The 21281-nt window shown below is 60.0% G+C and carries 19 protein-coding genes; 9 read left to right on the top strand and 10 right to left on the bottom strand.

The window, feature by feature from the left end:
• Positions 1–38: 38 nt before the first annotated feature.
• From CVU60_17715 to CVU60_17685, 7 genes are all read right to left on the bottom strand, one after another.
• A complete protein-coding gene (locus CVU60_17715; GenBank protein ID PKN40061.1) occupies positions 39–2423 on the bottom strand; it encodes a pyridine nucleotide-disulfide oxidoreductase in 2385 nt (794 codons plus the stop codon).
• Positions 2424–2435: 12 nt separating this feature from the next.
• Positions 2436–4070 (bottom strand): glutamate synthase, encoded by a 1635-nt coding sequence (locus CVU60_17710; GenBank protein PKN40060.1) that lies wholly within the window; start codon positions 4068–4070, stop codon positions 2436–2438.
• The gene (locus CVU60_17705) at positions 4034–5164 is read right to left on the bottom strand and encodes a glutamate synthase (GenBank protein PKN40059.1); all 1131 of its coding nucleotides are present in this window, start codon (positions 5162–5164) and stop codon (positions 4034–4036) included. Before CVU60_17705 ends, CVU60_17710 begins: the two co-directional genes overlap by 37 nt.
• Positions 5165–5709: 545 nt before the next feature.
• A complete protein-coding gene (locus tag CVU60_17700; protein ID PKN40058.1) occupies positions 5710–5985 on the bottom strand; it encodes a mitomycin resistance protein in 276 nt (91 codons plus the stop codon).
• 10 nt (positions 5986–5995) lie between these two features.
• Positions 5996–7051 carry a hypothetical protein gene (locus tag CVU60_17695; protein PKN40057.1) on the bottom strand — a complete coding sequence of 352 codons (1056 nt, stop codon included), beginning with the start codon at positions 7049–7051 and terminating at the stop codon, positions 5996–5998.
• A 5-nt stretch (positions 7052–7056) separates the two neighbouring features.
• Complete coding sequence (locus CVU60_17690; protein ID PKN40056.1) at positions 7057–7431, bottom strand: DUF1992 domain-containing protein; 375 nt, start codon at positions 7429–7431, stop codon at positions 7057–7059.
• Positions 7428–7895, bottom strand: coding sequence for a hypothetical protein (locus tag CVU60_17685; GenBank protein PKN40055.1), 468 nt, complete (start codon positions 7893–7895; stop codon positions 7428–7430). The genes CVU60_17690 and CVU60_17685 overlap by 4 nt, the downstream gene beginning before the upstream one ends.
• Before the next feature lie 97 nt (positions 7896–7992).
• Here CVU60_17685 and CVU60_17680 point away from each other — a divergent pair, with 97 nt between their 5' ends.
• Positions 7993–8697 carry a shikimate kinase AroL gene (locus CVU60_17680; protein ID PKN40054.1) on the top strand — a complete coding sequence of 235 codons (705 nt, stop codon included), beginning with the start codon at positions 7993–7995 and terminating at the stop codon, positions 8695–8697.
• Here CVU60_17680 and CVU60_17675 read toward each other — a convergent pair.
• The 3 genes from CVU60_17675 to CVU60_17665 all read right to left on the bottom strand — a co-directional run bounded on the left by CVU60_17675 (position 8694) and on the right by CVU60_17665 (position 11112).
• On the bottom strand, positions 8694–10001 hold the full coding sequence (locus CVU60_17675) for a 4Fe-4S ferredoxin (protein PKN40053.1): 1308 nt from the start codon (positions 9999–10001) through the stop codon (positions 8694–8696). The two genes, CVU60_17680 and CVU60_17675, sit on opposite strands and share 4 nt — an antisense overlap.
• Entirely contained in the window at positions 9998–10627 is a 630-nt protein-coding gene (locus CVU60_17670; protein ID PKN40052.1) for a [Fe-S]-binding protein, read from the bottom strand. Before CVU60_17670 ends, CVU60_17675 begins: the two co-directional genes overlap by 4 nt.
• Before the next feature lie 104 nt (positions 10628–10731).
• Positions 10732–11112 (bottom strand): pancreas/duodenum homeobox protein 1, encoded by a 381-nt coding sequence (locus CVU60_17665; protein ID PKN40051.1) that lies wholly within the window; start codon positions 11110–11112, stop codon positions 10732–10734.
• A gap of 124 nt (positions 11113–11236) precedes the next feature.
• Between CVU60_17665 and CVU60_17660 the strand changes: the two genes are divergently transcribed.
• The 8 genes from CVU60_17660 to CVU60_17625 form a co-directional block, all read left to right on the top strand.
• A complete protein-coding gene (locus CVU60_17660) occupies positions 11237–11434 on the top strand; it encodes a SlyX protein (GenBank protein PKN40050.1) in 198 nt (65 codons plus the stop codon).
• Positions 11412–14192 (top strand): hypothetical protein, encoded by a 2781-nt coding sequence (locus tag CVU60_17655; protein ID PKN40049.1) that lies wholly within the window; start codon positions 11412–11414, stop codon positions 14190–14192. The genes CVU60_17660 and CVU60_17655 overlap by 23 nt, the downstream gene beginning before the upstream one ends.
• A gap of 12 nt (positions 14193–14204) precedes the next feature.
• Positions 14205–15626 carry a hypothetical protein gene (locus tag CVU60_17650; protein ID PKN40048.1) on the top strand — a complete coding sequence of 474 codons (1422 nt, stop codon included), beginning with the start codon at positions 14205–14207 and terminating at the stop codon, positions 15624–15626.
• 120 nt (positions 15627–15746) lie between these two features.
• Positions 15747–17048 (top strand): aminotransferase, encoded by a 1302-nt coding sequence (locus CVU60_17645; protein ID PKN40047.1) that lies wholly within the window; start codon positions 15747–15749, stop codon positions 17046–17048.
• A gap of 4 nt (positions 17049–17052) precedes the next feature.
• Positions 17053–17682 (top strand): NUDIX hydrolase, encoded by a 630-nt coding sequence (locus CVU60_17640; protein PKN40046.1) that lies wholly within the window; start codon positions 17053–17055, stop codon positions 17680–17682.
• A gap of 1 nt (position 17683) precedes the next feature.
• Positions 17684–18502 carry a glutamate racemase gene (locus CVU60_17635; GenBank protein PKN40045.1) on the top strand — a complete coding sequence of 273 codons (819 nt, stop codon included), beginning with the start codon at positions 17684–17686 and terminating at the stop codon, positions 18500–18502.
• A 229-nt stretch (positions 18503–18731) separates the two neighbouring features.
• On the top strand, positions 18732–19823 hold the full coding sequence (locus tag CVU60_17630; protein PKN40044.1) for a hypothetical protein: 1092 nt from the start codon (positions 18732–18734) through the stop codon (positions 19821–19823).
• 274 nt (positions 19824–20097) lie between these two features.
• On the top strand, positions 20098–21281 hold a 1184-nt coding region (locus CVU60_17625; GenBank protein ID PKN40043.1), incomplete at its 3' end, for a poly(A) polymerase.

The raw sequence follows: 21281 nt of genomic DNA, 5'->3' as shown, positions 1-21281 counted from the left end.
CAATGTTTCCGGTAAACCCGCCGTTCGGCGACAGTCGGCTATTCCAGCGGCGTATTCGGGATGAGTGTCCAGATGCCGCAGGGGCAAGCTCCGGCGCAGAAGCCGCAGCCGATGCATTTCTCGGAATCGCAGACCATGGCGAATTCGTTGTCCGGCAAGCTTTCGCGGCTGATGGCTCCACGCGGACAGATGGCCTCGCAGATGCCGCAGTCGCGGCAGACGCCGCAGGACGAGCACTCCTCGGCGCACTGGTCGAGGCTGTCGAATGCGCCCAGGCGCGGGTCGAAGTAGGCCAGATTCATGCGCGAATAGTCTATGGTCTCGGACATGTGGTTGCCCGGGTCCATGTATTCCAGCCGCGTCTTGAGTTCCTCGTGCATGTCCGCCGTGACCGAGAGGGGACGGCGTCCGCTGATGATCTCGTCGATGGCCTGGGCTGCGCGGCGTCCGTCGCCGATGGCCTGGGTCAAAAGGCCCAGCTTGACCAGGTCGCCGATGGCGAAGACCTTGGGATCAGTGGTCTGGTTGACGTCGTTGACGGTGATGAAACCGCGATCACGAGCGATGTTTTCCGGGAAGGCTTCCAAATCCGGGGTGTCACCGATGGAGATGATGACCGTGTCGGCGGGGATGACCCGCCCGTCGGTCAGCAAGACGCCTTCCGGGGTGATCTCCTTGGTGAAGCAGGGCCACAGGAACTGGGCTCCGGCCTTCTCGGCTTCCTCGCGCTCCTTGCCGAAGCTCATGGGCTTCTGCACGTCGATGAGCGTCATGCTTTTCGCGCCCAGGCGGGACGCTTCAGTGGCCACGTCGCAGCCCACATTGCCCGCTCCGATGACGACCACGCGCTCGCCGACTTCCGCGTCGCCGTGTTTGCAGGCCTTGAGGAAGTCCGTGGCCGTGATGAGGCGTTCGTTGCCGGGCACGGGCAGGGTGCGCGGGCGCTGGGCTCCGGTGGCCAGCACGATGAAGTCGTAGTCGCTCTTTATGGCTTCGAAGTCGTCACGGTTGAGTTTCTTTTCAAGCCGCACATGGGGGATGATCTCGCGGGCCCGGTCCAGCTCCGCCGCCAGCACATCGGGCGGAATGCGGTTGGCCGGGATGGAGGCCTGCAGCTTGCCGCCGAGCTTCTCGTCCATGTCGAACACGGAGGCCTTGTGGCCTTTCAGGCGCAACTGCCAGGCCACGGAGATGCCGGCCGGACCGCCGCCGATGACCGCGACCTTCTTGTCCGAAGACAGGGGCAACATGGGCGGATGGGCGTTGATGCCCTCCTTGCCGAGCATCTTGGCGTCCACGGGCTTGAGGCTGCCAAGACCGCGCGTGCAGCCTTCCATGCACAGGTTGGGGCAGAGATAGCCGCAGACCGTGGCCGGGAAGGGCGTGTATTCAAGGGACAGGTCCACGGCTTCGGCCAGACGCCCCTCGCGCACCAGCTGCCAGCGCTTCTGCACGGGAATCCCCGACGGACAGCTGGCCTGGCAGGGCGGCATGTATTTGCAGTTTTCCCAGACCGGGACAAAGCGGCGCAGTTCCCCGCTGGTGATGAGTCCGATGGGCGTACGGTCAAGGGAAGTCAGGTCGCCGACCAGACCGCCGCGTCCAAGCTCCATGTCCCAGACCTGGGAACGGAAGTCTGACATGTTCTTGCGTTTCTTGGTGACCTTTTCGTAGGGCGACTTGGCCGTGATCAGGTGCCACTGGTCGCGGGTAGCCAGAATGTCCAGAAGTTCGGATTTTCCGATCTTCTGAAGGTATTCCTTTAAGTTTTCCACGAGCCAGGTCCAATCCTCGTCGCTGACAGGCATGTGTTTGGCGTCGGCTGCGCTGATTGTCTGCTCCTGGCCACGGTAGAAGATGCGCCCGCTGACCATGCCCACGCAGGGGCGGTAGCCCAGGACATTGGCCTGATCGTAAGCGTTCAAACCGCAGACCACAGCCGTGCCGCCGGCCATGAACTCTGCGAAGTAGTCGCCCGTGTCGCCCAGAACCCAGAGTTCCGGGGGCGTGAAGCGCGGGTTCTGTTTGGTCATGGTCATGCAGCGGGAGCCTACGTTGCCCCCGACAAAGACCTTGCCCTGGGCCATGGCGTTGCAGATGCCGTTGCCCGCGTTGCCGTGGACAATGATTTCCGCGCCGGCGTTCAGCCAGCCGATGTCGTCGGAACCCGGGCCCATTATTTCAATGGTAGTGCCGGGGAAGCCAAGGGAACCAAGGCGCTGTCCGGGCGCGCCGATGACCTTGACGCTGACGGACTCCTCCTTGGAGACCCACAAACGCCCGCCGATGCCGTGTTGGCCGCAGGCGTCGATGGTCAGCTCCCTTGCTCCGGCCTTGACCGCGTCCTGGATGCGTTCTTCCAGGATGCGCGATTCCAGGCGCACGCCGTTTTCCTTTCCGTCAATATGAATGGTGCTTTGCATATCTTTCCCTCATCAGACCACGTATTTGATGGCCAGTCTGTCCGCCGCGTCCTTGTCGGCGATCCCCAGCGCATCGGACATGCCGATGGGCAGGGACGTGGACCTGCCCAGGGGGGCGAAGATCTTCTTCATTTCCATGTCGAAGCTGACGTAGAGCTCGACCAGCCTCTCGGCCACCTTTTCCGGATCGAGCCTGCGGTACACGCGCGGGTCCTGGGAAGTGATGCCCTTCGGGCAGACGCCGATGTTGCACACGTTGCAGCGGTCCGACTCCGAACCCACGCATCCGGCCGCAGCCTGCATGGCGTACTTGCCGATCTGTACGGCCGAGGCGCCGAGCATGATGAGCGAGGCGGCATTGGCGGCAAGGTTGCCGTTCTTGCCGATGCCGCCACCGGCGATGAGCGGCACCTCGTTCTGCTTGCCGATCTTGCACAGGGTCAGATAGGCGTCGCGGATGTTGGAGGCGATGGGGCTGCCCATGTGGTTCATGGAAACGTTGTAGGCCGCGCCCGTGCCGCCGTCCTCGCCGTCAACGGCCAGTCCGGCCGCGTAGGGGTTGCGGCAGAGGTTGTTCAGGACCGCGTTGGTCGTGGTCGTGGCCGAGATCTTTGGGTAGACCGGCACGCGGAAGCCCCAGGCCATGGACATGGACTGGATCATCTTGGCCACGGATTCCTCGATGGAATACTGGGTCTGATGCGTGGGGGGGCTTGGCAGGCTGACTCCCGGAGGCACGCCGCGGATGGCCGCGATGAGCTGGTTGACCTTGTGCCACATGAGAAGCCCGCCGTCGCCTGGCTTGGCGCCCTGGCCGTACTTGATCTCCACGGCGCATGGGTCTTCCTTCATCTGCGGGATGGCGTGAATGATCTCGTCCCAGCCGAAGTAGCCCGACGCGATCTGCAGTATGACATATTTGAGAAAACGCGATCTGAGCAGGCGCGGCGGACATCCGCCCTCGCCGGTGCACATGCGCACGGGCATTCCCAGCTCCTCGTTCAGGTAGGCTACGCCCATCTGCATGCCTTCCCACATGTTGGGCGAGAGCGCACCGAAAGACATGCCGCCGATCATCAGCGGGTAGATCTCGCGCACGGGCGGGGCCCAGCCGTGTTCCTTGATGGTGGCCAGTCCTTCCATGGGACTCTGGATGCGGCCGATGAGGGTGCGCAGGTCGAATTCGTGGCGTCCCGAATCAAGGGCCGGGTCGGTCAGCATGGAGATGCGGATGAACTTGATCTGGTCCAGCAGCGAGTTGTTGTCATTGCGCCGGCCGCCGCGGGTGCGGGGCTGGCCGCCGAGGTTGACGTGGTAGCGCAGCTTGTCCTTTTCGTCGGAATGGACGGGCAGGATGGCGTCGTTGGGGCAGACCATGGTACACGTGCCGCAACCCACGCAGGCCTGGTGCGGGGCCGTGCGCTGGCGGATGCCATAGTAGATGGTGTGCTCGTTTTCGGGCTTGTTTTTGAAGCCCGCCGGAACCTTGATCGTGCGCTTGCGGAAGGTGCCAAGCTCAATGGACTGCATGGGGCACACGGCGCAGCACTGGCCGCAAAGGGTGCAGCGGTCCTTGTTCCACTCGATCTGCCAGGGCAGGTCCTTGATGCTCAGTTGGGAAGGGCTAATGGCTGTGTTTGCCGACATACTTTGATCTCCTGGCGGTCCGGGCCGACAATGGCCGAATCAAGATGCATGGGTTGAAAATCCTGGGACTTGTCGCGATCGGGGATGGCCAGGTCCAGGCCGCAGATCTCGGAAGAGAACGCGTAGATGCCGGGCCGGCCTCCGACCACGCCGGGGCGCAGCTTCTTGCTGTCCTGGACCATGAACATGGACTTGTCCGGCAGGCAGCCGATGACGCAGTTGGGGCCGTCGATGATGAGGCGGCGGCAGATCTGCTTCAGCTTGGACAGGAACTCCTTGTCAGGGTGGTCCTTCATTTCATGGTCTTTGAGCGGCGTGATGATGTGCTTGTACGCTTCGAAGGGCAGGCCCAGCTTCTTGATCGTGTAGTGCAGGATGTGGGTGAAAACTTCCGAATCGGAGTTGTAGCCTTCGTAGCCGGGAATCCCCTGGGCTGCGAGATAGTCGCGGATGGGGATGAAGGCCGTATTTTCGCCATTGGTCATGGTGCTGATCCCTTCGACGAAGAAAGGATGGCAGGCGTAGAGATTGATGGCGTAGTTGGTGTTCTGGCGCCCCTGGGCCAGAACGAGGCGGCTCATTATCTCGGGCCGGTCAAGCCCCAGATACTCGCCGACCTGCAATGGATCTCCGATCTCCTTGATCATGACCGTGTCCGGCCAGAAGGAGAAAACGGTGATGCTTTCGTCGGCCAGACCCATGTGCTTGAGTTCAAGCCGGGTTTTCAGGTAACCGAGGCCTTTCTCCTCTTCGCTCAGGTCATTCCATTCGGCGGGGATGTCATAGGTCCTCACGATGTAACGATCACGCCGTGGGGTCCATGTCGGCATGGGGCCTTTGGGCGTGATGGCGAGGTCGTGCCTCAGGGTAAAACCCTTGGAATCCATGAAAGCGTCCAGACGTTCGACACCGGCATCGGTGAAGATTCCCGACAGTGTGGGACAACCCTTCATGGACTCGAACGGGCCGCCCAGATCCGATAAATAAAGGCCGACTCCTGATCCGTCGTGCCCCTCGCGCATGACATCCAAGGCCCGGATGGCATCCATGGGGGAGACGGGTTCGCTGCTGGTCAGCGCAAACAATCGACACATAGCGCGCTACTCCCTTTGCTGTTCAAACACCGCTTCTTGATATGACATTATTGTCATATTTTTTCGGCGGAAAACGGTAGTTAGTGACAAAAATGTACAGAAAACCATTCCTGGCCCGTCTAAAGCCAGGGAAGGTGACAAGAGCAAGGAAAGGGCCAAAATCGATTATCGGGACAAGGATGAAAGTTGTCATTTGGGAATATTTCCCGCTCAAGCAGGACATTATTCCCAAACAGTCGGGAATTCAACCCCGATGCCTGGCGGGTACCGTGAGGGCGAGGCTCGCGTAGCGGATTTTCGACGTGATCATGTCGGGCAAAGCGTGGGCTCTCCATCATGTTTTCACCAGACAAAGATATCGGCGGCATGGATTTCGTGCCATTGTTCGATGTGGTTGCGTTGCGCCCGCGATGAAGCCTTACATAGCCGTCATCGCGAGAAGTCCTCGACGCGGCGATCCATGACTTCAACTGCGGAAGCGGAAGAGGGCGCGACTTGCAGGTTTTGAACCAGAGCGCGCAGGGTCATGCGGGCACAGTTGGCGGTCAGGACTTTCTTTCCGGCGTGTAGAACCACCAGGATCTGGGCTCGTCCCCGTCCATGAACCGGGTCACGGATACGAAAACATCCAGCACGCAGGGGTCCTGCCGTGTTCCGGTCAGTTCACAGAGGCGGTCGTAGAGGGTTTGCGGGTTCTGGCCGATGAGCTGGTCCGGGCGCTCGAAGCCGAGCAGCCGCAGATCCCGGGCCATGGCCGGGCCGATGTTGGGCAGGTCGGTCAGATCTCGAAGCTTGTCGCGCCTGACTTTGGCAGGGTTCACGGCCTTTCTCCTACACGATGCGGCGGGTGATTTCGTGATGGTTGACGAGGATCTTGCTGACATAATCCACGGTCTCGCCAAGGTTGGGGATGCGTCCGTAGGCGGTGTAGACCCCGTATTTGGAGTCCGTGTTGCCAAGCCCCGCATTGTATCCGGCCGTGGCGGCGAGAATGTTGCCGCTGCGGGCGCGCAGGTTTTCGGCCATCATTTTGACCATGGCGTTGATGGAATGGGAGTAGAGGACGCGCTGGTCGAATTTTTCGAGGAAAACCACATCCTGGGGCGAAAAAATGGAGCGGTTCTTGAAATTTTCACTCAGGAAAAGGCGGCAATTGTCCCGTGATTCGTTGTAACGGGCCTGCAGGAGGTCCATGCGGTCCAGGGCCAGGGCGTAGGTTCCGGCGGCGCTCAGCGGCTTGCCTGCAGCCTGGGCATTGACCAGGGTGCGCAGCAGTTTGGCCGCGTTCCCGAACAGGTCCGGCTGCTCCCGGCGCAGGGCCCGCATCTGGTCGCGATATGTCGCGGCTTGTTTGAATTCGGCCTCCAGGTCTTCGCGCAGGGCAAAACCGGCCGGCTGTCCGTGCTGGTCGGCGCAGATCAGATCGTATCCTCTGGCCGTGGCGGCCATGAACTGGCAGGGACCGACGGCCAGGGCCGAGGACACGGCGAATTCGTAAAAAAAGGACTCGGCCATCATCTGCCCCATGATCCAGCAGGGGTCCACGGGATAGATGGAAGCGTGACGCAGGACGCCCTGCACCACATGCGTGCAGATCTCGGGGATGCGCGAATGCAGGTCGATCTCGGACAGGGGCTTTTTCCAGACCGGCAGGTTGCCCTTGGGGTAGCTTTCGATGATGTAGGCCAGCACCGATTGGGCCATGGAGTGCGCAAAGCCCGAAGCCGAGACTCGATCGAGGATGCGCGCCGGGTCCTTGGCCTGGATGATCCGGATCTCCGAAATTTCGGACAGGGGTGGCTGCGCGGCCAGGGCTTCATGGCCAAAGAGGGGCAACAGCAGGGGGGCCAGGGCGGCCTTCAGGAGCGAACGTCTTTGATTATTCATGGGAATCAGGCTTTATTGAGCGTGACGCGAGCCACGACTTTGCGGAAATAGTTTTCGTTTTCTTCCTGCAGCAGGCCGCCATGCTCGAGCTTGGCCCTGGCGATGAAGAGCTGGACTTTCTGTATCTGGCGCATCTTTCGGGCTTCGTCCGTTTCTCGTTCCAGGCACTCGATGAGCGATCTGATCTCCCGCTGGGACTGAATCTCCCTGGGCACGTAGCCGGCATTCTTGAGCACCTTGTAGGCCATGCGCAGCGTTTCGGGCATGAAGGGGTCGCTTGTCTCGGCCAATGGCTGGCCCTGGCCGCTCAAATTCTCGAATTCGCCGCGCTGCTGGGCCTCCAGAATTGCCCTTTCAGCCAGATCGGCGAGAATGTTCATGGCATCTGCAGGAGTCGCTCGACAATGTGCTGAAAGCTCTCTTCGGAAATGAATCCCAGGTGGTCGAGAATCTTTTCTCCGGCGCGGTTGTATATCAGGGTGCGGGGGATGGATTTGATGTCGAGCATGGAACCGATGGATTCGTCGTCAAGGAGGATGGGAAAGTTGACCTTGTTGACCTTGACGAAATTCTCCACCGGCCGCGCTCCGTAATCCATGGAGATGCCGACGATGGTCAGGTCGTCCGGTGAAAATTCCCGGCGCACATTCATGAGTCCCGGAAATTCCTTGACGCAGGGGGAACACCAGGTCGCCCAGAAATTAATGATCAGTACCTTGCCCTTGTTGGTTTCGATGATGTTTTTGAAATCATTGACTCCTGCTTTCTGGATGTCCTGTGACATGGCGGTGGAAGGCAGAAAAGAGAGCAGCAGAATCAGCACGGATGTCTTCAGGAAATTCATGGATGGTCCTCGTTTGGATGTCGTGATTTTGAGTTGCTAGCTGTTTGCCATTTGCCAGTCAATGCGGCGGACATGGTGACCGGGCATTGCAATTTGCATGCTTTTCGCCCATTTCTGGGACCGCACCACATCAAGGAGGATGCAAATGACGAATTTCATCAAGAAAAAAGTGGAGATCGAGGACGACGCGGCCACCATGACTTTCCGTTCGGGACAGTTCAAGCGTGAACCTTTTTCACTGCAGAAGAAAAATATTTTCCTGCTGGGCATGCGCGCCAGCGGCAAGACCACCGTCGGCAAGGCGCTGGCAGACGCACTGCAGTGCCCGTGTGTCGACACCGACGCGATGGTCGTGGCCGAGGCCGGACAGAGCATCGACGCCATCGTGGCCAAACAGGGCTGGGATGCCTTTCGTGCTCTGGAGGCGGCGGCACTGGTCAAGGCGGCGGAACTTCCGGGCAAGGTCGTCTCCACGGGCGGAGGCATTGTCCTCTCGAAGGCCAATCGTGATCTCATGTACAACTCCGGAGTCAGCTTCTATCTTGCGGCGGACGCCGGGCTGCTCATCGCGAGAATGCTTCGCGACCCCGACACCGCCCAGCGCCCGTCCCTGACCCCGCTGGCTCTGCACGACGAGGTCGCGGCGGTCATGAGCGAGCGTGAAGCCCTCTACATGGCCAGCATGGATCACATGCTTCAGGCCCACAGGAGCGTGGAGGAGTTGGTCGAGGACGTGCTCGTGGCCCTGGGGCTCAAGGAGTGGGATTATTCCGAAAAGGAGCGGGTTCTGGATCGCTATTAAATTCTTGCCACAGCCAGGAATACCGTGTGCAGGCCGGCCACCAGAGTCACGAAAACCTGGCGCGCGCGATCTTTGGTCAGGCCCGGAAAACGATAGCCCAGATGCCCGTGGGGGCAGCGGGGGAGGCAGTCGCCGCACAGCGAACAGGTCAGGCCGGGACGTCCTTTCTTCAGATCGATGGGAGTCAGGGCGCTGTAGCGGCAAGCCCTGGAGCAGAGTCCGCACTGCGTGCAGCCGCTACCGATAGTCACGCGCCAGGGCAGCATGCGCCCGATCAGGTTGTTGACCAGCCCGATGGGGCAATAGGCCGTGCAGTGGACCATGGTCCCGCTCCTGCGCGAGGCAAGAACCATGACTCCGACTCCGGCGATTCCGAAGACCGCGGCCAGACCCAGTGCCCACGGCCAGGAAACGTTCAGCAGGCGCAGGACCAGCGGAATGATTATCGTGGCCAGCAGCAATCCGGCCCGCAGGCGTGCCGCCCAGATGGGCAGGGGGGACGGACTTGCGGGGGCGAGACGGGCCATGCGGTCGTCCCAGGCTCCGATGTAGCACAGATAGCTGCACCAGGCCGGTCCCACCAGCAGGAGGGACACGCCGAGTAGAATCGGCATGAAGAAGCCTTCGCCCCGGAACAGCGGTCCGGCCAGAATCAGGGCCGGGACGGGCAGGTGCAGCTTGCCGGTCATCAGGAAGATGCTCCACCCGGCAAGGCCCAGCAGCAGCTGGCCGAAAAAAACGGCCGAAAACAGGGTCCAGATGCGGCCGCGGATCTTTCCGCGGCTGTCGGTCAGCAGCCATCCGCTGACCATCGCTCCGTAAAAGGCGAAAAAAAAGATCCAGAAAACTTCGGAGCCAGGAAAAAAGCGTTCTCCCAGAAGCAGGGGAAAGGGTGTCTTGCTGCCGGCCAGCAGCAGAATGCCGCCCACCAGCAGGAACGTGGCGGTCTTGACCAGGTCGGCCGCACGCACGGGGCCGAAAATCCCCTGTCCGGTACGGCCGGCCAGCAACGCCCCGGCACCCAGATGGGCCAGGCAGACAGCGCCCAGGATCAGGGCGAGCCGCATCCACGGCAGGCCGAAATTCATCCGCCAGGCAGCCAGTTCAATCCCCTGGTTCGCCCACAGGATCGCGCCGCCGAGTGCGGCCAGGATGAGCAGCGGCCTGGGCAGAAGACGCGGAAAAAATGCGGCGGCGGCCGGGAAAAGTGCCGGCGCGGCTTCCCAGAAGGTCCCGAAGCGCAGGAAATGCGCTGCCGTGGTCAGGCTGCAGAGCACGATGAGCACTCGTGCCAGAAGAGTCATGGCCGCACCAGATCGTTGAATTCCTCCCGCCCAAGCTTCTCGACAAGGTCCCCCAGTCGCAGGCCGGTCCGGTGGTGCCCCATGAAAACCCTCAAGACCTTGCCCAGGATTTCAAGCGCATCGGGCAGTTCGTAAAAACCCAGTTCATGAGCCAGGCGCGGATGGCGTCCGAGCTTGCCGCCGATGAGCACGCGGTATCCGGTCTGGTCCACCCGCAGGGCCTTTTCGGGGCAGACCCTCGCGCAGGCCGCGCAACCCAGGCAGCGCGAAGGGTCCAGGCGGATGCCGTCTTCAAGATGCAGGGCCTTCTCGGCACAGATCGCGACACAGTGCCCGCAACCCGAACACTTGGCGGGCTCAAGGCCGATGCGGGCAAAGGCGATGAGCCCAAAGTCCGCGATATGCGGCTGGGAGCATCCGTTGGGACAGGACGCCACGGCCATTCTGAACTGGTGGTGATGGCGGATGGGGCGGGTCATGGCGGCCAGGAATTCAGGCCATCCGGAGCGGATGAGCACGCCTTCGAGTTCGGCGGTCAGGTCCGAGCCCTGCACCGCATGAGGGCACTGGGCTGCGCCACGGCAGACCTTGAGAGTATGAGCGGGGAGCTTTTGCATGTCTTTCATGGGATCGCCTATGCCATGAAACGGTATCGGGAATCCTTGACCTGGGTCAAAAATTCCCGATGTTCCACTATTTTGCGAATTTAGGGGAGACTTGGCGCTGTCCCTTACGCGACCTTGATGGTAAAGGGAATGACGTGCAGACTCCTGGAGATTTCACGCGTTGAACCCAGCGCCCAGGTGGCCATGCTCGCATTGACGCGTTCAGCCAGGTTCTGCGCCAGCTTGCCCACGCCGAGCAGCGGATGCCGGGTGAAGACCTGCGGCAGTCCGTAAGTCAGGTTGCAGGCCAGGCACATGCCCGGGCGTTGCTGGAGATGGAAGGCAAAGCGCAGCTCTTGCGGGCTGTGCCCTTCGAACCTGAGCCTGATGTCGTAGGCGCCGTCCTCGGCATCGCCAAACAGGGCTTCAAAAAAAGCGTCGGTGATCGAGGGCGGAAATATCTCGTCCAGGCTGGCCGGGGTGAAAATCTGGTCGGCGTTGGTCATGGTTTTCTCCTTTGCATCCGAATCGTTCGCGGTGTATTTTTCATGACCGTCCTTCGGGGTCAAGGACAACAATGCCCAGCCAGCAGAGACTGCGGGTCTTTTGAAAACATTCCAGGGGAAATTAATGCAAAAAAGAATGGAAGATATTGAAATAAAGTATATATATTTGCAAAAAACGGTTGATGATCTTAACATGGTTGTCATAGAGCAACAAAAGGAGATTCGGGAACTTAAAGCCACGCTTTCCCTTCTGGGCAAAAAGCTCCAGGACCTTTCATCCATGGAGCCTTTCGATCCCGATGAAAAACCACCTCATTACTGATTGGCCGGAGATTCAAGTGGACACCTCTTTTTCCCATCGCGGGCCCGATCCGGGCCATTCGGAGAAAAGCGCTTCCGTCGAGGAACGTTCCCTGCGTGCCATCCTGCAACAGATCGAGGCGCTCCCTTCTCTTCCCGCCGTCGCCAATACCATCCTGGGACAGGTCCTGACCCAGGATTTCGATCATTCAAAGCTGGCTCGCATCATCGAGACCGATCCCGCCATGACCGTCAAGGTCCTTGAGCACGCCAACAGCGCGACTTACGTCAGCCGCGGGCAAGTGGCACAGGTGGAGCAGGGGCTCAATCGCCTTGGAAGCAAGGTGGTCCAGACGCTCATGCTCTCCATGCTCATCAAGGACTCCCTGATCAGGGGCGACAAGAAGTCCGAAGCGATCCAGACCGCGCACTGGAAGCACAGTCTGGCCACGGCCGTCTTCGCCTCCCTCATCGCGGGCAAGGCCGCGCCTTCCATGGCCGGCGAGGCCTTTGGCGCGGGCATCATGCACGACATCGGCGGCATTTTTCTGCAGCTCAATCTTCAGGAGCAGTACATCCAGGTCACGGAACGCATGGAGGAACTTTACGAGCCCGTCCTTACGGCGGAGCAGGAAGTCTTCAATACCGACCATACCGCCGTGGGACGCTGGATAGCCGAAAAATGGAAACTGCCGGCATCCATGACCGACGCCATCTGGCTGCATCATCATTCGGCCTCGGCCCTCGAAGCCCTCAAGGACAATGCGCGTCTGGTCGCCATCGTGGCCCTGGCCAACATCCTGGCACATTCGACTCTCATGGATTCGTCCCGGGTCATGATCAGCGAAAAGCAGCGCCAGATTGGCCTGCAGGAAATGCTGGGCATTGGCGACAAGGAGCTGCAGTCGATCCTGGCCGCCTTTGCTCCGGCCTTTGAAGAGAGGGCGGAACCCTTCGAACTCGAAGGTGACCAGGTCGGGCTTTTTCTTTCGTCCCTGCAAAAGGCCAATCAGCAGCTCATGCGCATGGGATTGGACCTGGAGCAGGCCAACGGCCGTCTGGAGGACGCCCATCGCTTCACGAGCATGGGTTCAACGGTGGGGCTCAAGATGAGCAAGGCCAGGACCCCGGATGAAGTCTTCGAATCCGCGGCCATGTGCATGCACGAGAGCGTCGGAGTACGGGGCGGCTTCGTGTACTGGATCGTCCCTGCCGAGCGGCTTTTGCAGGGCCTGATCTGGAACGGCTCCGGCAACCGGCGTGTCATGAGCTACTCCCTGGATGGTGACGGCCTGCCTGTCCTGGAGGGCGGAGCCACGCTGCCTGACAACCTGAAGGCCATCGTGCAGACGCATTACGAGCGCCATGAGGGAGCGTCCCTCATGGATCGGGAGTTGCGGCTCAAGCAGTTTTTCGTGGTGCGCGGTTATTGCCTCTTTCCTCTTGTGGGCAGCGATTTCACCGGCGAGATCTGCATTCTGCGCTCCAGCGAGCGGCCGCCCAAGATGACTCCCCAAGAGTACATGGGTTATTCCCAGGTCTCCTGCGTGGCTTCGGCCTCGCTGGACAGGGTGCGCCTTTTTGACAGCCTGCAGGTTCGCGCCGACGAGTTGTCCCTGGCCCTGTGGAAGAACCAGCAGATCAACCTGCAGCTGCTGCAGACCGAGCGGCTGGCGGCGGTCGGGCAGCTGGCGGCAGGGGCGGCCCACGAGATAAACAACCCCTTGGCCATCATTTCGGCGCGAACGCAGCTTTTGGAGAGCCGTGAAAACGACGAGAAGAAGCGCAGGGACCTGCATCAAATTTCCGAACAGATAGAGCGCATCTCGTCCATCCTGCAGAGCCTCATGGGTTTTGCCAGACCCAATGCGCCCCAGATCACCAAGCTGGACATAAACTCCCTGCTGCTCAAAATCATCGGCCTGGTGGAATCAATCTTTCAAACCCATCGAATCCCCATCGTTCAGAACCTTGCCCCGGATCTGCCACTCATCCTGGCCGATGCCAACCAGCTGGAGCAGGTTTTTCTCAATCTGGTCATAAACGCCCAGCACGCGATGGAGAAGGAGGGCGGGGTTTTGACCGTCAGCTCCGCTTTTCTGCCCGACGGCAAGCGCATCAGCATTTCCGTCAAGGACACGGGCACGGGCATCTCGTCCGAGAATCTCTCGCGCATCTTCGATCCCTTCTTTTCCACCAAGTCCGAGGGAAAGGGCACTGGCCTCGGGCTCTCCACGGCTTACGGCATCATCACCAACCATTACGGCGAGATCAAGGTTGTCAGCGTGCCTGCACGGGGCACGGAGATGATTGTCGTCCTGCCGGTGTCCACGCCGGTGACTCTGCCCGAAAAGCCGGTCGTGCGGCTGGCGACCGAGTGCGCCATGCCGACGGCGGCCAATGGACACAGGATTCTGGTCGTCGATGACGAGCAGCACATTCGCGACATCCTCTCCGAGACCCTGCGCGAGGCCGGTTATGTGGTCGAAACCGCACCCAATGGCGAGGCAGGCTTGCTCAAGCTGCGTTCGGCATCCTTCGATCTGATTCTGCTCGACATCCGCATGCCCATCCATTCCGGGCTCGACGTGCTTAAGCTGTTGCGTCGCAACGGAGGCGCCCCGCCCGTGATGATCATAACGGGCCTGGCTTCTTCAGACGAACTGGATGAGGCCTTGCGTCTGGGAGCGGCCAAGTGTATACGCAAACCCTTTCATTTGAAGACCCTGCTGTCCGACATCTCCGGCATTTTGCATTCGGGTTGCCCCACGAACAATTAACCATCGACTTCAATGCATCACTCGCCGTCAATCGCAACACCCAGGACCCGTCACACCCGCATTCTGGCCCTGGCCAGCGGCAAGGGCGGGACGGGAAAGACCACCGTGGCCGTCAACCTGGCCCTGGCGCTCAATCGTGCAGGGTACACGGTCTGCCTGCTCGACGCGGATTTCGGCCTGTCCAACGCGGAAGTGCACCTCGGACTTGCGTCTCCCACGAACACGCTCGAAAATGTCCTTTTCGACTCGATGCGGCTCGAGGACTGTCTTGTCCCCGTGCGGCCCGGCTTTGATCTTCTCTCCGGCAGCAACGGCGTGGCTCGCATGGCCGAACTCGACGTGGCCAACCGCAAGCGGCTGGTCGCTGAATTTTCCGCGCTCTCCGGTTACGATTTTCTCATTCTCGACAACTCGCCGGGCATCTCCGCCCAGGTCGTGTCCCTGTGTCTGGCCACGCGCGAGATCATTCTGGTGGTAAATCCCGAAGCCAGCGCCCTGGTCGACGCCTATGCGCTGATCAAGGTGCTCAAGGAGAACGGGCTTTGGTGGCCGCCGCTGATTCTGGTCAACCGCTGCGAATCGGGAGTGCAGGCGCGGCAGGTATTCACGCGTTTTCAGGAGACGGTGGAGCAGTTTCTGGGTCTCAAGCCCCTTTTTTTGGGAGCGATTCCCATCGATGATGCGGCCCGGAAGATTTCGGCCCTGGGAAAGCCCTTTGTGACCCTGCGCGACGACCTGCCCGCGAGTCAGGCGATCATGTCCATCGCCAAGATTCTGGCCGAACGCCTGAACAAGGATTGGGCCAAAAACAAGCCGGCGGAATTTTTCGAAAACGTCGTGGTACGCATGAAGCAGCGTCCGGATTTCGGCCTGAGCCAGATCGCCGCCAACTCCAGTGCCCCCACGGACGATACCACCCAGCCCGATGTATACATGGAACTGGTGGCCGTGCTCGACAAGGCCTCGCGTCTTTGTGAGAAGCTGCTTGAAAATCCGGCCTATTCCTTTGTGCGCGAGCGTTTCGGGCTGGTCCGGCTGGCCGTGGACAACTTCCTTCACCCTCTCGACCGGCTGCGAAAGCCGCGCGGAACCCTGAAGCCGCGCATCCTGGTGCTCAGCAATCACGAGCAGATGCGCACCATGCTGCGGGAGATCGTGGCGGAAGTCGGCTACGAGGGCGAAGCCTTCGCGCCCGGACATGGGGATTTTCTGAAATTCCGGGATACCTGCAACCTGATCCTGGTCTCCTGCGATCGCCCCGAAGCCCTGATTCGCTCCTGCCTGCTCCAGATTCCGGAGGTTCCCCTCATTCTTCTGACTGGATTCGGCAGTTCCTCCCTGGAGGCGGAATTTCGCCACCGGACCGTGGCGGTGGTGCCAAGACCGTTTCATGTCAACGAGTTGCGCGAGATTCTGCAATCGGCCCTGCATTAAGCCCTATTTACAATCCCCGCCCCCTGGCATAAGCAATTTTCCTTTCTTTCCCATTCTTTGGGAGTAGTCATCATCCTGTGAAATCCGTCCGCGCGGATTTTGCAGCATTCGGGAATGCATATGCGCAGAGACATCGAACATGTGGGTTGGGGAAAGCTGACCTATGAAATCAGGGCGATAGTGGGCGTGGCTCAGGATCTTCGCAATCTGGGCCTCGAAATCATCTGGGAAAACATCGGCGACCCCATCGAGAAGGGCGAGCAGGTCCCCGGCTGGATCAAGGAAATCATCGCCGATCTTGTCATGAACGACAAAACCTACGGCTACTGCGCCACGCAAGGGGTGCTCGAGACCCGCGAATTCGTGGCTCAGCTCGTCAACCAGCGTGGCAGTTACCAGGTCACGGCCGACGACATCATTTTCTTCAACGGCCTTGGTGACGCCGTGGCCAAGATTTTCGGTTTTCTGAAGCGTGAAGCCCGGGTCATTGGGCCTTCTCCGGCCTATTCCACCCACTCTTCGGCCGAGGCCGCGCATTCCGGATACGAACACCTGACCTACGAGCTCGACCCGAACAACGGCTGGATGCCCGATCTGGTCGACCTGGAAAACAAGGTCCGCTACAACGACTCCATCGCCGGCATCCTGTTCATCAATCCCGACAACCCGACGGGCGCCGTGTATCCGTGCGAGCTGATCGAGAAGATCGTGGATATCGCCCGGCGCTACAATATTTTCGTCCTGGCCGATGAAATCTATGCCAACATCGTCTACAGTGGCCATCCGACCTGCAGCCTGTCCGAGGTCATTGGCGAGGTTCCTGGCATGGCCCTGCGCGGCATCTCCAAGGAATACCCCTGGCCGGGCGGACGTTGCGGCTGGATTGAAGTCTACAACAAGGACAAGAATCCCGATTTCAACGCCTACATAAAGAGCCTCCTGAACGCCAAGATGCTCGAAGTCTGCTCCACCAGCCTGCCTCAGCTCTCCATCCCCCCGGTCATGGGCGATCCCCGCTACAAGGGTCACCTTGATGCCCGGCGCAGAATGTTCGAGTTCCGTGCGCAGGAAGCCTGGGAAACCTTCCAGGGCGTACCCGGCGTACGGGTCATCAAGCCCCAGGGCGCTTTCTACATGTCGGTCATGTTCGAGGACGGAGTCCTGAACGGCAAACAGACCCTTGAAATTGATAACCCCAAGGTCAAGGCGCACATCGAAGAGATCGTGCAGGGCGTTGAAGTGGACAAGCGCTTTGTTTACTATCTGCTCGGCGCCACCGGCATCTGCGTCGTCCCGCTGACGGGATTCTGCTGCAACCGCAAGGGCTTTCGCGTCACTCTGCTGGAAACCGACGACGCCAAGAGGTTGAACACATGGCGAACCATTGTCGACGCCATCACCCATTATCTGGCCTCGGCCTGAACCGATGACCGACGATTCAACTCCGCGCTGGCTGGACTGGGCGCGGGAGATTCAAGCCCTGGCCCAGACGGGCCTCGCCTTCACCAAAAGCCACTACGACCAGCTGAGTTTCGGCCGCCTGTCCGATATAGCGGCTGAAATTCTGGCGGAACATTCCCAGCTTGAAGCCCCTGCGGTCAAGCGCGTCTTCTCCCTGGAGCCTGGGTACGCCACTCCCAAGGTCGACGTGCGTGCGGCGGTGATCCGTGACGGGCGCATCCTGCTTGTACGGGAGAGTGCGGACGGAAAGTGGGCTATGCCGGGCGGGTGGTCCGATGTGGGCGACCGCCCCTCGGAGACGGCTGAACGGGAAGCCCTTGAGGAGAGCGGGTTTGTGGTGCGGGCCAGGAAACTTGTCGGCGCTTTTGACGCGAACCGTGGCGAAAAAGCCAGCATGTTTTTTCACGCCGTGAAACTGGTTTTTCTTTGCGAACTCCTTGGAGGAGAAGCCAGGGGCAGCATGGAAACCCTGGAAGTTGAATTCTTCGATTTCGACGATCTGCCGCCCCTGTCCATACAACGAACCAACCTGCGTCACCTGGAGGAAATCCGCGCCCATCTGCGCGACCCTCTGCGAATGACCGCTTTTGATTGATATGAACGAACCTGATTGCTCTCTTCCCATCGGGGTTTTTGATTCCGGCATCGGCGGGCTGACCGTTTTGAAAGCCCTGACCGAAGCGATGCCCAAAGAAAGTTTTCTTTATCTCGGTGACACGGCGCGTCTGCCTTACGGCACCAAAAGCGCCAAATCCGTGACCCGCTACGTGCTGCAAACCACGGCTCTGCTCAAGGCCAGAGGCGTCAAACTTCTGGTCATCGCCTGCAACACTGCCACGGGCGTTTCTCTTGAGGCCTTGCAGGAGGCATATCCGGAACTGCCGGTCATCGGCGTCATCCGTCCCGGAGCTGAAGCGGCCTGTCGATCCAGCCGAAACGGCAGGATCGGTGTCATCGGCACGGAGAGCACCATCAACGCCCGCAGCTACGAACGGGAGATTCTGCGCATCCGTCCCGATGCCCAGGTTTTTGGCCAGCCCTGTCCGCTCTTTGTGTCGCTGGCCGAAGAAGGGTGGTGCGAAGGCCAGATCGCCAGTCTCGTGGCCGAGCGTTATCTGGGAGCCATGGTCAGGGATACGGGTATTGACACCCTGGTTCTGGGCTGTACACATTTCCCGGTTCTGGCCAATGCAATCCAGCGTGTGGTGGGAGACGGCGTGCGCCTGGTCGATTCCGCCCGGACCACGGCGGAATTCGTGCAGGAGATGCTTGAGCGCCGGGACATATGTTCCACCACCAGGGAGCGCAGCCTGACTTTTCTGGCCACGGACGGGGCCAGGCGCTTCGCCAGGGTCGGCGGTGTGTTCATGCAACATCCCCTGGATGCCGCCGATGTGGAGATCGTTGATCTCTGATGGGTGCCTTGCTGGCCGTGGACGCGGGGGTGCGCACCGGCCTCGCTCTTCTGGACCGCGATGGTCGCCTGCTCTGGTGCCGATCACACAATCTGGGCACAACGGCGAGACTGAAAAAAGCCGCAGCCCGGGTGCTTTTTGAATTGCCCCATTTACAGTTTCTGGTAGTGGAAGGGGGCGGGCAGACGGCAAGCATCTGGCAGCACGCAGCCGGCAAAAGGAATCTGCCATGCCGGATCATCCAGGCTCAGGACTGGCGGGAGCAGTTTCTGCTCCCACGGCAGCGGGTCAGCGGACAAAAGGCAAAGGCTGCGGCCTGCGCTCTGGTGGCCACGATTTTACGACGCGAAGGCTGGTCTTCTCCGACCACTCCAGGTCACGACGCGGCCGAAGCCGCACTCATCGGACTTTGGACCGCGGTTCAACTCGGGTGGCGGGCAATGCCCGCGCTCAAATAATTCAGACGGATTACATGGATAAACTCAGTTTTGATCTTCCCGGTATCAGCCCGGTCGGTCTTGACCTCATTACGCTGCTGAACAAATCCCAGACCACGGTCAAACAGATCGCGGCCCAGGCCAAGCTTGACCCTGTCATTTTCGGCAACATCATTGCCTGCGCCAACTCGCCCATGTACCATGAGGCCAACAACTCCGTTGATATCCTGACCTCGCTGGTCCGGCTGGGACAACGGGAGATCAAGCGCATCGTGTACCAGGTCGTGCTCAGGTCGGCTTTTTTTCATGAATCCACGGAAATCAACGGCGTTCTCCGTCGGATCTGGCAGCAGAGTCTGACCGCCAACGTGTTCATGCAGAAATTCGTATCCTCCGTCCCGCAGGCCTATCCTCTTGATTCCGAAGGGATGGAGTCTCTGGAATGTCTGGGGCTTATCCACAATATCGGCTATGTGGTGCTACTGGTCAATTTTCAGGATCGTTTCCTGGAATTCTTCACCGGCAACGCCGAACTGGACCTGCCTGCTTACTTCGAGGAGGAGCGCAACTGGTTCGATGGGTTTGACCATTTTTCGGCGGGCAGCGCCGTGCTCCAGCACTGGGGGTTTCCGCAGCCCATCCGCGAGGTCGTCGCTCAATACGGTATCGGAAACCCCGGGTTTGAAGGCCGCTATCCCGAGCTGCACAGCCTGTTGCGCCTGTCCAGGCACGTGATCATGATGACGGAATCCAATTTCCATCCCAAGAAACCCGCCGATTTCTGGTTGAACGGGACGGATTTGCCATCGGCGGAAGTCGATTACGAGCAGATCATCGAAGACGTGCGCCAGTGTGTCCAAAGCATAGAGGGGTCGTTGTCATGATGCCCAGTCAAAATGAATTCAGGACAAGGCTGCGTTGCAAGAAATGCCACGGCATGCTGCAAGTCCGCCGAACCTGACGGGCCGTGGAACTGCGCTGCAAGTCTTGCGGCGCCACCTTTGGATTGCAGGAGTTCGGAACCAATCTTGACGACCTCCTGGAAGAGTATCTGGCCAATTTTCCCTGCGACAGGGTCTAAGCCCTGCACCCGTATCAAGCCGGCTCCCGCGCAGGGGCCGGGAACAACATTTTGCGCACAGGATTTTTTACAACCCTATGACTTCAGTTATCATTTCACGATCAGAACACGCTGTTTCCCGCCAGAACATCCACCCCGACGCACTCAAGGTCATGTACCGTCTGGTGCGCAAGGGGTTTACCGCCTATCTGGTGGGCGGAGGCGTTCGCGACCTGCTGCTGGGTCGCACGCCCAAGGATTTTGACGTCAGCACCAACGCAACGCCGAGTCAGATCAAGAAGATCTTCCAGAACTGCTTTCTGATCGGACGGCGCTTCCGCCTGGCTCACATCCGCTTCGACGATCACGTCATCGAGACCTCGACCTTCCGGCGTTGCCCGGACCAGGAAGAGGAGAACGGCGATGAAGATTTATACATGTTCCGCGACAACTGTTACGGAACGCCCGAAGAAGACGCCCTGCGCCGCGATTTTACCATCAATGGCCTGTTCTACGAGGTTGAGCGTTTCTCCATCATCGACCACGTCGGGGGTCTGAGCGATATCGAAAATCGACTCATTCGCTGCATCGGCGACCCGAACATCCGTTTTCGGGAAGATCCGGTACGCATGATCCGGGCCGTGCGATTTGCCTCGCGTCTCGATTTTCATATCGAGCCCGCGACCTACAACGCCATCATGCGTCACCATGAGGAGATCCTCAAAGCCTCGCCGCCCCGGGTTTTCGAGGAACTGCAGAAGCTTTTTGCCTACGGAGCGGGAGAGAAGGCTTTTCGCCTGCTGTACAAGACCGGACTCCTGCACAACCTGCTGCCCGAGATCGCGGACTTCCTTGATCATGACCACGGACAGGATTCCTCGCTCTGGGCCTGGCTGGAACATATGGACAGCCGCATCAGGACCGTGGGCAAGGTCGAACCGGTGCTGGTCTTTGCCGCCCTTTTCTCCGCCCCGGTGCAGCGCATCGTGGCCAGATACGTGGCCGAAGGCGAGCGGGTGGTCTATGGCGCCCTGCTTGAAGATCTCTTGCAGCCCATCTGTGCGCGCATGAGCATGCCCAAATGGATGTGCGCACGCATGATCCAGATCATGGCCAACCAGAGCCGCTTCGAGCCGGACAAGCGCAAGCGTTTTTCCAAGCGCGGGTTCGTGGCGCACGAATGCTTTCCCGAAACCCTGGCCCTTTATCAGCTTGGCCTGCTGGTGTCCGGCGCGGATCTTGGGCCTGCGGAAATGTGGAGCAGCCTGCGCAGTGAAGTCGA

The sequence above is a fragment of the Deltaproteobacteria bacterium HGW-Deltaproteobacteria-18 genome, from assembly GCA_002841885.1.
Lineage (GTDB): Bacteria > Desulfobacterota > Desulfovibrionia > Desulfovibrionales > Desulfomicrobiaceae > Desulfomicrobium.
This window is presented reverse-complemented; position numbering and strand designations above follow the sequence as displayed.